We start from the raw sequence: 12,582 nt of genomic DNA, 5'->3' as shown, positions 1-12,582 counted from the left end.
CTGAAAAACTTCACGCCTCTGTTCAAAAAAAGTGAACGTATGGGGCGTATCAGGCGAAAAGATTTTGTGGAGAAAAATAAGATGATGCGAGGGCAAAAAAAAAGCCAGCACCCGGCTGGCTAAGAAATACTGGAAGCAATGTGAGCAATGTCGTGCCTTCGCAGTGAGTCCATACCGGCCTCGCTGGAGTGCGTGACAATAATAATCATTATCATTCGCATCTGTAAACCCTTTTATTACGGTTTTATTCTTTTTTCAGTAAAAAAAGTGAGCGGCAACACAAGCCAGCGCTAATTTTCGATAGCTTCATACCGCCAGGGATTGAGCAACGGCACATCCATATCAGCGAAATCTTTCGTATTGCGCGTCACCATTGTCATCTTATGCTGGCTGGCGGTTGAGGCAATCAGCGCATCATTTTCAAACCCTTTATCAGGAACATGCAGTCGCGCGCACCGAAGCACCACCTCCTTAAGACATATACAGATTTACCCCGATCGGTAATATAAACCGGGCCGTTTTCAGATAACTTTTTAGCTTTTGATACTTCCTGATTAAACGCACGGCTGGATATTGTTGAAACAGGCATAGCGACCTCAGCTATGTAGAACCGCTCCTGGAACGTTACGCCAGCGCGGAAAAGCGTTTAAATCCCTGATCGTCACCGGCATTGCGGCAGTAGATTTCTCCAGACAGGAAAACTATTCTCGTCGAAACAGCCGACGCGGATAGCCGTTGACGACACGCGTTTCATAACCGGGAAACAGCATGAGCAAAATCGTGGTGCGTTACGTTGAGCCGCAGGATGCGCAAGCCCTGCAGCATATCTATGGGCAGGAAAGCACCTTTAGCGACACCCTGCAAATTCCTTATCCTTCATTAACCCAGTGGCAGGAACGCATCGCCAGACAGCAACCTGGCCATTATTCGCTGGTCGCCTGTCTTGAAGAACGCGTAGTCGGACAGCTGACGCTGGAGGTCAATCAATCGCCGCGCCGCCGGCACAGCGCCTGTTTCGGCCTTGGTGTAGATGCTGCCCAGCGCGGCAAAGGCGTAGCCGGAGCGTTGATGCGCGCCATGATTGACCTGTGCGATAACTGGCTGAACGTAGAGCGCATTGAGCTGACGGTTTATACCGATAACCTTGCGGCGCTGGCGCTCTATCGCAAATTCGGCTTTGTTATTGAGGGGACGGCGTCTCGCTATGCGCTGCGTGCGGGTGAATGGGTGGACGTGCATTATATGGCGCGGCTGCGTCCGCCGCGCACGTAACGCCGCGATGCCTGTCCGGGCCGGTCGCATACCCGGCCGACCCGGCATTCGCTAACGATCAATACCCTGCCGTTAAATCATCGACGGTGCGCGGGTCGGACGCGCCGTACAGCGTACCGTCAGGCCCGATCATAATGCTCTGGGTGCTCCCCATCGCCGGCAGTACTTCGACATTCTGCCCCTTCGCGCTCAGCAGCTTCAGCGTATCGGGGCTAAAGCCCTTCTCAACCCGCAGCTGATCCGGCAGCCACTGGTGATGAAAGCGCGGCGCGCTGGTCGCCTCCGCCACGTTCATACCGAAATCGATGCTGTTCACCACCATTTGCAACACGGTAGTAATAATGCGGCTGCCGCCCGGACTGCCGGTAACCAGCCAGGTTTTACCCTCTTTCACCACGATAGTCGGCGACATTGACGAAAGCGGCCGTTTGCCCGGCTGAATGGCGTTCGCCTCGCCGCCTACCAGACCGTAAACGTTCGGCGTGCCGGGACGCGCGGAGAAATCATCCATTTCGTTGTTCAGCAGAATGCCGCTTTTACCCGCGACGATGCCGCTGCCGAAGTTGGTATTCAGCGTGTAGGTGACCGCCACGGCATTGCCCTGCTTATCCACAACGGAGAAGTGAGTGGTCTGGTTGCTTTCATAGGGCTCCAGCTTACCGGGCTTGATCTGATCCGACGGACGCGCTTTGGCGACATCGATTTGCTGCGCCAGCGATTTCGCATAGGCTTTGCTGGTCAGTGCCTGCCAGGGCACCTTAACAAAATCGGGGTCGCCCAGATATTCAGAGCGATCGGCATAGGCATACTTTTCCGCCTCCGCCATCACCTGAATCGCATCGGCGCTGCCGAAGCCCATTTTCGCCAGGTCGAAGTTCTCCAGAATATTCAGGATCTGCACGATATGAATGCCGCCGGAGGATGGCGGCGGCATGGAGAAGACCTGATAGCCACGATAGCTGCCGCCGATCGGCTGACGCTCAATTGCGCGATAATTCGCCAGGTCCGCTTTGCCAATCAATCCGCCGTTCCCGGCCATTTCCGCCGCAATCTCATCGGCGATGGCGCCTTTATAGAAGGCGTCCGGCCCCTGCTGCGCAATTAGCGACAGGCTGTGCGCCAGATTCTTCTGCACCAGCCGCTCGCCTTTCTGATAAGGCGCGCCGTCCGGCTTAAAGAAGATCGCCCGGCTGTTGTCGTGGCTCAGCAAGACTTCTTTGCCGTAGGTGTTCAGATCGTCGGCCAGCGCGTCATTGACGACAATGCCCTCCTGCGCCAGTTTGATCGCCGGTTGCAGCAGGCGGCTTAACGGCAGGGTGCCATATTTTTGCGCCGCCAGCGCGAAGCCCGCCACCGTGCCCGGCGTGCCGGAAGCGAGCGGCGAGGTCAGAGAGAGCTTGCTGTCGGCGTTGCCCTGCTTATCCAGGAACATATCGCGGCTGGCGCGCGACGGCGCGATTTCGCGGAAATCGATGGCGGTGGTGCGTCCGGCGGCGGTGCGCAACAGCATAAAGCCGCCGCCGCCCAGGTTGCCCGCCTGCGGATGGGTAACCGCCAGCGCAAAACCGACCGCGACGGCGGCATCGACGGCGTTGCCGCCCTGTCGCAGAATATCCACCCCAACCTGCGTCGCGGTGGCGTCGACCGAAGCGACCATGCCCTGCTGCGCCCTTACCGGATGGAACGTATCCGCTTCGATGCCATAGGACACCGGCGGCGCGTTTTGCACCAGCGCTAAGGTTGGCGCGCCCCAGAGCGATGCCAGCAGCGACGCGGCCAGCCCCCAACCCTTCATATTTTTTTGCATATCATTCACCCGCCTTATTGTTTTTTACATTGTGTTTACTTTTGATAAACATGCACAAAGTAAGCCGAAAAAGCGAGAATTAACGCAAATTAGCGCGCGTCGTCATGCCGATAGCGCAGGGTGAGTTAAACTTAGAGAAGGCAACGGACGACGGCGTCGTCGTCCTGGAAGGAGAAAGAAAGTGAAAAAATTACTGATGGTTTTTATCGCATTGCTGCCGCTTAGCGGCATGGCGAATATGCTTAACAACAACAATAACCCGAACCAGCCCGGCTACAACCCAAGCCAGCAGCGGCTGCAAAACCAGATGCAGTCGAACCAGGCGCAGCAGCAGAATAAGCTGCGTCAGGATCAGCAGTGGCAAACGCAGCAGACGCAGCGCCGTCTGCAAGAGCAGCGCAACAGCACGCAGCAGCGCGTGATCCAGTCGCAGCCGGGCAGCACCAGTCACTACCCGCCAATCAATCAGAATAACAACTGATGGTCAGAAATCGGGGCCGATGATATCGATGCGGTCAGTACAGATCGCATCGACGCCCCACTCCAGCAGCAGGCGCGCGCGTTCGGGTTGGTTGACGGTATAAACCAGAATCCTTAATCCGGCGCGCTTGATTTCTTCGGTGCGCGCCGCGTTCAGTAAACGATGATTCAGGTGCAGGGAGACGCAGTCCAGCGCCTGCGTCATCGCCTGCCAGTTTTCATCCCACTCATCCAACAGCAGGCCGCGCGGCAGTTCCGGCGCCGCCTGCATCGCCGCCTCCAGCGCCTCGAAGGAGAAGGAAGAAAGCAGCGGCGGCGTTTCGCCGCGCCAGAGCGCACGCGCCGCCAGCGCTACCGCTTGCCCGGTATGTCGTTCGCTGCCGGTGGTCGGCTTGATCTCGATATTGGCCATCAAATGATGCTGACGACAGCGTGCCGCCACCTCCGACAGCAGCGGCAGCCGCTCCGCCTCGAAAGCGCTGCCGAACCAGCCGCCCGCATCCAGCTGCGCCAGCTTTTCCCACGGCAGCTCGCCCGCCACGCCCCAGCCGTTGCTGGTGCGATCGAGCGTATCGTCATGCAGCAGGAAGATCTGCTCATCGCGCGACAGCTTGACGTCAAATTCAATCATGGTATGCCCGTAGCGGGCGCCGGTATCAATGGCGGCGAGGGTATTTTCCGGCGCCAGTTTGCCGCCGCCGCGATGCGCGACGATGCGCGGATAAGGCCAGGGATGCGTCATTCCAGTCGGGCTCCATGTTCGGCAGAAAAAAAGTGCAGCGCCTCCATCGGCAGATGCAGCCACAGCAGGCTGCCCGGCGCAGGGCGCTCAACGTGCGGCAAGCGTACCACAACTTGCCTGTCGCCCCAGCGGCCATGCGCCAGATTATCCGCGCCGAGGATCTCCAGCGTATCGACGGTTAAGGGAATGCCGCCCGCCTCACGACTGCTAAGCCGAATATGCTCCGGGCGAATGCCCAGCGTCGCCGCCTGGTTCGCCCAGCGGCTTTGCGCGTTGGCCAGCGGCAGCACAAAGCCGTCCGCCAGCTGAAACGCGCCGCCGTCGTGGCTGAACTGGCCGTCGAACAGGTTCATGGCGGGCGAGCCGATAAAGCTGGCGACGAAGCGCGTGGCGGGACGCTCGTAAACCTCCACCGGCGTGCCGACCTGCTCGACAACCCCTTTATTCATCACCATTACCCGCTGCGCCAGTGTCATCGCTTCGACCTGATCGTGCGTAACGTACAGGCTGGTGGTTTGCAGTCGACGATGCAGCTGCTGCAACTCCAGCCGCATCTGTACACGCAGACGCGCGTCCAGGTTGGAGAGCGGCTCATCAAACAGAAACACCGCCGGTTCGCGCACGATGGCGCGTCCCATCGCCACGCGCTGACGCTGACCGCCGGAAAGCTCGCGCGGCCGACGCTTCAGCAACGCCTCCAGCTCCAGGCTGCGCGCCGTTTCCAGCACGCGCTGGCGGATCAGCTCGCGTCCCATCCCGCGGATTTTCAGGCCCCAGGCCATGTTTTCTTCCACCGTCATATGCGGATAGAGCGCGTAGTTCTGGAATACCATCGCGATGCCGCGATCTTTCGGCTCCTTTTCCGTCATGCGCTCGGCGTCGATATAGATATCACCGCTGGTGACGCGCTCCAGGCCCGCCACCATACGCAGCAGCGTCGATTTGCCGCAGCCCGAAGGACCGACCATCACCATAAACTCGCCGTCGCGGATCGACACATCCAACGGCTGAATAATCTGCTGCTTGCCGTCATACGATTTAGTAACGGCCTGAAGGGTTACTGCTGCCATAATTTATTTCTCACTTTCGACCAGACCACGAACAAACGCCCGCTGCATCACCATGACCACCACTACCGGCGGGATCAGCGTCAGCAGCATCGCCGCCATCACCAGATTCCACTGGGTAGTACCCTCGCCGGACGAAATCATGCTGCGAATGCCCGCCACAGCGGTGCCCATCCGCGTTTCGCTGGTGATCAGAATCGGCCAGAGATACTGGTTCCAGCCGTAGATAAAGGTGATCACGAACAGCGCCGCCAGGTTGGTGCGCGACAGCGGCAGCACGATATCGCGGAAGAAACGCATCGGGCTGGCGCCGTCAATCCGCGCCGCTTCGATCAGCTCATCCGGCAGCGACATGAAGAATTGGCGAAACAGAAAAGTCGCGGTCGCGGAGGCCATCAGCGGCAGGGTCAACCCGCTGTAGCTGTCGAGCAGCTTCAGGTTCGCCACCACCTCTACCGTGGGGAAAATACGCACCTCCACCGGCAGCATCAGGGTAATAAAGATCATCCAGAACACCAGGTTGCGCAGCGGAAAGCGAAACCAGACCAGCGCAAACGCGGAAAGGATCGAAACGGTGATTTTGCCGATCGTGATGCCCAGCGCCATCAGCGTGCTATTGATCAGCAGCACGCTCATCGGCGCGCTCTGGCTGCTGACGCCGTGCAGCCAGATTTCACGCACGTTATGCCACAGCTGGGTGCCAGGGATCAGGGTTATCGGCACCTGAAACACCTGCTGGTTATCCAGCGTCGCGGCGACGAAGGCGACCCATAGCGGAAACAGAATGGTCAGGATGCCGGCGATCAGCATCAGGTGGCTGAAAATATCCAGCCCGCGCCGGTTTTCAATCATTGGTAACGCACCTTACGCTCAACGTAGCGGAACTGAATCACGGTCAGAATAATCACTAAGAACATCAGCACCACCGACTGCGCGGCGGACGACGAGAGATCCAGACCGGCAAAGCCTTCGCGGTAGATTTTATAAATCAGCGTGGTGGTCGCCTGCACCGGCCCGCCCTGCGTCGCCGCGTCGATCACCGGGAAGGTGTCAAAGAAGGCGTACACCAGGTTCACCACCAGCAAGAAGAAGCTCACCGGCGCGATCAACGGCAGCGATAAACTGAAGAAGCGGCGCACCGGCCCGGCGCCGTCGATGGCGGCCGCCTCCACCAGCGAACGGGGAATCGATTGCAGCGCCGCGAAGAAGAACAGAAAGTTGTAGCTGATCTGCTGCCAGACCGAGGCCAGCACCACCAGAAACATCGCCTGTCCGCTGCTCTGCGCATGGTTCCAGTTGTAGCCGAAGTCATGCAGGAAATGGGTGATCAGGCCGATGCCGGGATTAAACAGGAACATCCACAGCACCGCTGCGATAGCGGGCGCTACCGCGTAGGGCAGCAGCAGCAGCGTCTGATAAAAGCGGCGCAGCCGCAGCACGTAGTCCGCCAGCGCAGCGAACAGCAGCGAGATAATCAGCCCGCAGCCGGTCACCAGCGCGCTGAAGATCAGCGTGGTCCAGAAGGATTCCAGATAGTAGTCGTCGTCCAGCAGGCGGCGGAAATTTTCCAGCCCGACAAAGGTGCTGGAAAAGCCGAAGGGATCGACATTCTGCACCGAATACCAGAGCGCTTCTCCGGCGGGCCAGATAAAAAAGATCAGCGTGATTAACAGCTGGGGCAGAACCAGCACCCAGGGTAACCAGCGCGAATGAAAAACGGGACGAGAGCTGGACATGCGGCAATTCCATAACAGATCGGCGGGATAAAACGTGCGTTGCGTCAGCGGATAGCCGGGCGGCCTTTGCCGCCCGACCCGGTTTATTTCACCTGTTGCTCAAAGCGACGCAGCAGCAGATTGCCGCGCTGTACGGCGGAATCCAGCGCGGCCTGCGGCGTTTTGCTGCCGTTCCAGACGCTTTCCAGTTCCTCATCCACAATGGTGCGGATCTGCGGCATATTGCCGAGGCGCAGCCCTTTGGTGAACGGCAACGGCGGCTTGTTCAGCATCTGGCGGGTGGCGATATCCGCGCCGGGGTTTTTGTCATAGAAACCCTGCTGGCGCGTCAGGTCGAAAGCGGCCTGCGTGATCGGCAGATAGCCGGTTTTCTGATGCCATTCGGCGGCGATTTCCGGCTGGGTCAGGAATTGCAGAAACTCGGCGACGCCTTTATAGGTGGCGTTGTCTTTGCCCTGCATCACCCACAGACTGGCGCCGCCGATAATGGCGTTCTGCGGCGCGGCGGGCACGGTTTCGTCATACGGCATCATGCCGACGCCGTAGTTGAATTTGGCGTGCTGACGAATGTCCGCCAGCGAACCGGAAGAGGCGGTGGTGATGGCGCAGTCGCCGTTGTAGAACTTCTCGGTCGACTCATCCTTACGGCCAAAGTAGGTGAAGTCTCCTTTCTTGTTCATCTCCTCCAGCATGGCGATATGACGCGCCTGCTCCGGCTTGTTGAAAATCAGCTGCGCATTCGTCCCGCCGAAGCCGTTGTTTTCCGTCGCGACCGGCAGACCGTGCCAGGCGCTGAAGTTTTCAATCTGGATCCAGCCCTGCCAGCCGCTGGCGTAGCCGCATTTCACACCCGCTTTACGCAGCGCCGCAGTATCCTTCTCAAGCTGCTGCCAGGTTTTCGGCGGCTGCTCAGGATCGAGCCCCGCTTTTATGAAGGCGTCTTTGTTGTAGTAGAGCACTGGCGTGGAGCTGTTGAACGGCTGCGACAGCAGATGACCGCTTTTCGCATCGGTATAATAGCCAGCGACCGTCGGCACAAACTGCGATTCATCGAACTTGATGCCCGCATCGTTAAACACTTCATAGACCGGCTTAATGGCGCGCGACGCCATCATGGTAGCGGTGCCCACTTCATACACCTGCAATATCGCAGGCGCTTTGCCGGTGCGCACTGCTGCGATGCCCGCCGCCAGGCTCTGCTCATAGTTGCCTTTGTAAACCGGTACGACTTTGTAATCCGGGTGCGCCTGGTTAAAACGTTGTGCCAGTGAGTCAACTTCTTTGCCCAGTTCGCCTTCCATTGAGTGCCAGAACGGAATTTCCGTCGCGGCTAGGGCGTTGCTGCTCAGTGCCAGCCCCAGCACCATGCTGAGAGCGGTATGACGAAACGTAAAGGAGGACATAGCATTTTCCTGTGACATTGTAGGTGTATACGAAATCACGCTTTTTTTTCGTTCGCGAAGTAACATGACACGCGAAAATGACGGAAAGATAACCGTTAAATGACCGGAAAATGACAGTGAGATGGCAGCGGGATGGCGCGTCTGAAAAAAGAAACGGCCCGCCTTCCGATATTCAGGATGGGATTAAAAAGATAAAAAACGGCCCGCGTCAGCGCGGGCCGCCGGTGAAATTTACGCGCCGAGGTAGGCGCTGCGCACCGCCTCGTTCGCCAGCAGCGCATCGCCGCTGTCCTCCAGCACGACGTGGCCGTTTTCCAGCACGTAGCCGCGGTCGGCCAGCTTCAGCGCCTGGTTGGCGTTCTGCTCCACCAGGAAGATGGTCATGCCCTCCTGACGCAGCTGTTCGATGGTATCGAAGATCTGCTGGATGATGATCGGCGCGAGGCCGAGCGACGGCTCATCCAGCAGCAGCAGGCGCGGCTGGCTCATCAGCGCGCGGCCAATCGCCAGCATCTGCTGTTCGCCGCCGGACATGGTGCCGGCGCGCTGCACCCGACGCTCCAGCAGACGCGGAAAGAGATCGTAGACCCGCTCGATGCGTTGCTGATACTGCTGGCGGCTGGCGAAAAAACCGCCCATCGCCAGGTTCTCCTCTACCGTCATGCGCGAAAAGACGCGGCGTCCTTCCGGTACGATGGCGATCGCTTCGCGCATGATGCGCGCCGTCTGCCAGTCGGTAATCGCCTTGCCGTCAAAGGTAATCTCTCCTTCAGACGCGCGCGGTTCGCCGCACAGCGTGCCGAGCAGCGTGGTTTTCCCCGCGCCGTTGGCGCCGATCAGCGTGACGATTTCGCCCTGGTTGATATGCAGGCTGACCTGATGCAGTGCCTGAATCTTGCCGTAGTGCGCGCTCACCTTGCTGAGCGTTAAAATCGGATTCGCCATGTTATGCCTCACCTAAATATGCGCGGATCACGTCCGGGTTGTTGCGCACTTCTTCCGGCGTGCCGTTCGCCAACGGCGTTCCCTGATTCACTACGTAAATCCGATCGGAAATGCCCATCACCAGTTTCATATCATGCTCAATTAACAGCACCGATACCTTATGCTCGCTGCGCAGTTCGGCGATCAGCGCATCCAGCTCGTGGGTCTCTTTAGGGTTGAGCCCCGCCGCCGGTTCATCCAGCATCAGGATTTCCGGGCGCGTCACCATACAACGCGCGATCTCCAGACGTCGCTGCTGGCCGTAGGCCAGGTTGCCCGCCTGACGGTTCGCCATTTCCAGTAAACCGACGCGCCGTAGCCAGCTGGCGGCGTAGTCCAGCGCCTCGCCTTCGCTGCGGCGAAAAGCGGGCGTTTTCAGCAGGCCGGAAAACAGGCCGCTTTTCAGATGTTGATGCTGCGCCACCAGCAGGTTTTCAATCACCGTCATTTCACGGAACAGACGCACATGCTGGAAGGTGCGCACAATCCCCATACGGGCGATCTGCTGGCCCGCCATGCCCGCCAATTGATGGTCGCGCAGCTTAATCGATCCGCCGGTCGGCTTATAAAAACCGGTCAGGCAGTTGAACACCGTGGTTTTTCCGGCGCCGTTCGGCCCGATTAAAGAGACGATCTCCTGCGGACGCAGCTCAAGCGACACGTTGTTGACCGCCAGCAGACCGCCGAAGCGCATCATCAGGCCCTCTACGGCCAGTAAAGGCTGACTCATGCCTGCTCTCCTTGTTCATCACGCTTCAACTTCAGCTGTGGACGCTGCATCGGCAACAGCCCCTGCGGACGCCAAATCATCATCAGCACCATCAGCGCGCCTAACACCAGCATGCTGTATTCGTTGAGATCGCGCATCAGCTCGCGCGACACCACCAGCAGTATCGCCGCCAGAATCACCGCCAGCTGCGAACCCATACCGCCCAGCACCACAATCGCCAATACAAAGGCCGATTCGGCGAAGGTAAAAGATTCGGGGCTGATAAAGCCCTGCCGCGCGGCGAACAGGCTGCCGGCGAAACCGGCGAAGGCGGCGCTGATAGTAAAGGCGGTCAGCTTAATGCGCGTCGGACTGAGACCCAGCGAGCGGCAGGCGATTTCATCTTCGCGCAGCGCTTCCCAGGCGCGGCCCAGCGGCATACGCAGCAGCCGATTGATTACGAACAGCGTCAGCACCACCAACAGCAACGCCACCAGATAGAGGAAGATAATGCGGTCGCTGGGATCGTACTTCAGCCCAAAGAAGTGGTGGAAAGTGTCCCAGCCGCCTTCGCGCGGGCTGCGGTTAAACTCCAGGCCGAAAAAGGTCGGCTTCGGTATCTGACTGATGCCGTTCGGCCCGCCGGTAATGGCGGTATTGTTCAGCAGCAGGATACGCACGATTTCGCCGAAGCCGAGCGTGACGATCGCCAGATAATCGCCGCGCAGGCGCAGCACCGGGAAACCGAGCAGCAGGCCGAACATCGCCGCCACCAGCCCCGCCAGCGGCAGACACTGCCAGAAGCCCAGGCCGTAGTAGTGGTTCAGCAGCGCGAAGGTGTAGGCGCCGATGGCGTAGAAGCCGCCGTAGCCCAGCACCAGCAGGCCGGAGAGTCCCACCACCACGTTCAGGCCGAGACCGAGCATCACGTAGATCAACGTCAGGGTAGCAATGTCCACCGTGCCGCGCGAGACGAGAAACGGCCAGATCACCGCCGCCACGATAAACAGCAGCGCCAGCAGCTTCTGTTTCGGCGTGCTGCCGTCAAAGCTCGGCAGGACGAAACCGCCGTGACCGCCGCGCTTCAGGCCGCGGCCGAACAGCGGGCGCAGCAGCTGAAAGATAAACACCACGGCGCAGCCGACGGCGATCCAGTTCCAGCGCACGCTGCCCGCGTTTTCCACCACCAGCCGCGTGCCTTCAAGGTCAAGGCGCAGCCCCATAAAGAAAGCCGCCAGTATCAGCAGCATCAGCGCCGAGATAATGGCATTGATAAATTGAGCGGGCTTCATACTTTCTCTACCTCCGGCCGACCCAGAATGCCCGTCGGCATCACCAGCAGCACCACAATCAGCAGCGCAAAAGAGACCACATCCTTATATTCCGTGCTGAGATAGGCGGAGGTCAGCGCTTCGGCGATGCCCAGCACCAGGCCGCCCAGCATCGCGCCGGGAATGCTGCCGATGCCGCCCAGCACCGCCGCGGTAAAGGCCTTCATACCGGCCATGAAGCCGATGTAGGGGTTAATGACGCCATAGAACTGCCCCAGCAGCACGCCCGCTACCGCCGCCATCGCCGCGCCGATCACGAAGGTCAGCGAGATCACGCGATCGGTATTGATGCCCAACAGGCTGGCCATCTTCAGATCTTCGGCGCAGGCGCGACAGGCGCGGCCCATGCGCGAATAGCGGATAAACAGCGTCAGCGCCAGCATCGCCACGAAGGTCACCAGCCAGATCACCACCTGCATGGTGCTGATGGTCGCGGAGAAGCCGTTGCTTTCACCCAGCGTCATCTGCCCGCTCACCAGGCTTGGCAGCGCGAGATCGCGCGAGCCCTGCGTCAGGCTGACGTAGTTTTGCAGGAAAATAGACATCCCGATGGCGGAAATCAGCGCGATCAGGCGCTTGGATGAGCGCACCGGCTTATAGGCGACGCGCTCGATGCTCCAGCCCCAGGCGCTGGCGATCACGATCGCCGCAAGGAAACCGGCGCCGATCAATACCCAGCTGACGTCAATCCCCACCATCATCAGCGCGGCGATAACGATAAAAGAGACATAGCTGCCGATCATATAGACTTCGCCGTGGGCGAAGTTGATCATGCCGATAATGCCGTAAACCATGGTGTAGCCGATGGCGATCAGCGCATAGGTGCTGCCTAAGGTCACCCCGTTAAGCAACTGCTGTAGAAAATAGAGAAACTGTTCGGACATAACATAAACCCCAACAAAGCTGCGCGGCGCGGCCTACAGCAAGAAAACGTCCGTCTTCACGAAGTGCAGGATAGAACAGGGGCCAGGCACGCCTGACCCCGGACTGCCAAATCACATACGGCTGCGGCTGTGACAGAGGGTTGATAACGCTCTCATGAGCGTGTCAG

Annotated in this window: 13 protein-coding genes; 2 read left to right on the top strand and 11 right to left on the bottom strand. The window is 59.2% G+C overall.

What is annotated here, in order from left to right; all coding sequences use genetic code 11:
- Positions 1 to 290: 290 nt before the first annotated feature.
- Positions 291 to 467, bottom strand: coding sequence for a PIN domain-containing protein (locus C2E16_RS01680; protein WP_201449528.1), 177 nt, complete (start codon positions 465 to 467; stop codon positions 291 to 293).
- A 301-nt stretch (positions 468 to 768) separates the two neighbouring features.
- On the opposite strand from C2E16_RS01680, the gene C2E16_RS01675 reads away from it, so the two are divergent.
- On the top strand, positions 769 to 1,272 hold the full coding sequence (locus C2E16_RS01675; RefSeq protein ID WP_038629669.1) for a GNAT family N-acetyltransferase: 504 nt from the start codon (positions 769 to 771) through the stop codon (positions 1,270 to 1,272).
- 58 nt (positions 1,273 to 1,330) lie between these two features.
- Here C2E16_RS01675 and ggt read toward each other — a convergent pair whose 3' ends face one another.
- Positions 1,331 to 3,079: a gamma-glutamyltransferase gene (gene ggt / locus C2E16_RS01670; protein WP_038629667.1), complete on the bottom strand. Its 1,749-nt coding sequence runs from the start codon at positions 3,077 to 3,079 to the stop codon at positions 1,331 to 1,333.
- A 181-nt stretch (positions 3,080 to 3,260) separates the two neighbouring features.
- On the opposite strand from ggt, the gene C2E16_RS01665 reads away from it, so the two are divergent.
- A complete protein-coding gene (locus C2E16_RS01665) occupies positions 3,261 to 3,560 on the top strand; it encodes a DUF2756 domain-containing protein (RefSeq protein ID WP_038629666.1) in 300 nt (99 codons plus the stop codon).
- Between the two features lie 3 nt (positions 3,561 to 3,563).
- On the opposite strand, the gene ugpQ is transcribed toward C2E16_RS01665, so the two are convergent.
- From ugpQ to livH, 9 genes are all read right to left on the bottom strand, one after another.
- Positions 3,564 to 4,301 carry a glycerophosphodiester phosphodiesterase gene (gene ugpQ / locus C2E16_RS01660; protein ID WP_038629665.1) on the bottom strand — a complete coding sequence of 246 codons (738 nt, stop codon included), beginning with the start codon at positions 4,299 to 4,301 and terminating at the stop codon, positions 3,564 to 3,566.
- A complete protein-coding gene (locus C2E16_RS01655) occupies positions 4,298 to 5,371 on the bottom strand; it encodes a sn-glycerol-3-phosphate import ATP-binding protein UgpC (RefSeq protein ID WP_084969865.1) in 1,074 nt (357 codons plus the stop codon). Before C2E16_RS01655 ends, ugpQ begins: the two co-directional genes overlap by 4 nt.
- A gap of 3 nt (positions 5,372 to 5,374) precedes the next feature.
- A complete protein-coding gene (gene ugpE / locus C2E16_RS01650; protein WP_084969866.1) occupies positions 5,375 to 6,220 on the bottom strand; it encodes a sn-glycerol-3-phosphate ABC transporter permease UgpE in 846 nt (281 codons plus the stop codon).
- Positions 6,217 to 7,104: a sn-glycerol-3-phosphate ABC transporter permease UgpA gene (gene ugpA / locus C2E16_RS01645; RefSeq protein WP_038629662.1), complete on the bottom strand. Its 888-nt coding sequence runs from the start codon at positions 7,102 to 7,104 to the stop codon at positions 6,217 to 6,219. The genes ugpE and ugpA overlap by 4 nt, the downstream gene beginning before the upstream one ends.
- An 83-nt stretch (positions 7,105 to 7,187) precedes the next feature.
- On the bottom strand, positions 7,188 to 8,507 hold the full coding sequence (gene ugpB / locus C2E16_RS01640) for a sn-glycerol-3-phosphate ABC transporter substrate-binding protein UgpB (RefSeq protein ID WP_038629661.1): 1,320 nt from the start codon (positions 8,505 to 8,507) through the stop codon (positions 7,188 to 7,190).
- A 231-nt stretch (positions 8,508 to 8,738) separates the two neighbouring features.
- On the bottom strand, positions 8,739 to 9,452 hold the full coding sequence (gene livF, locus C2E16_RS01635; RefSeq protein WP_038629660.1) for a high-affinity branched-chain amino acid ABC transporter ATP-binding protein LivF: 714 nt from the start codon (positions 9,450 to 9,452) through the stop codon (positions 8,739 to 8,741).
- Position 9,453: 1 nt separating this feature from the next.
- On the bottom strand, positions 9,454 to 10,221 hold the full coding sequence (gene livG / locus C2E16_RS01630) for a high-affinity branched-chain amino acid ABC transporter ATP-binding protein LivG (protein ID WP_038629659.1): 768 nt from the start codon (positions 10,219 to 10,221) through the stop codon (positions 9,454 to 9,456).
- Positions 10,218 to 11,492 (bottom strand): high-affinity branched-chain amino acid ABC transporter permease LivM, encoded by a 1,275-nt coding sequence (locus C2E16_RS01625; RefSeq protein WP_038629658.1) that lies wholly within the window; start codon positions 11,490 to 11,492, stop codon positions 10,218 to 10,220. Before C2E16_RS01625 ends, livG begins: the two co-directional genes overlap by 4 nt.
- Positions 11,489 to 12,415: a high-affinity branched-chain amino acid ABC transporter permease LivH gene (gene livH / locus C2E16_RS01620; protein ID WP_038629657.1), complete on the bottom strand. Its 927-nt coding sequence runs from the start codon at positions 12,413 to 12,415 to the stop codon at positions 11,489 to 11,491. The genes C2E16_RS01625 and livH overlap by 4 nt, the downstream gene beginning before the upstream one ends.
- Positions 12,416 to 12,582: the final 167 nt, after the last annotated feature.

This window comes from Mixta calida (assembly GCF_002953215.1).
In the GTDB taxonomy this organism is placed as follows: domain Bacteria; phylum Pseudomonadota; class Gammaproteobacteria; order Enterobacterales; family Enterobacteriaceae; genus Mixta; species Mixta calida.
The sequence above is the reverse complement of the archived record's forward strand: the minus strand, read 5'-3'. Positions and strand labels throughout refer to the sequence as shown.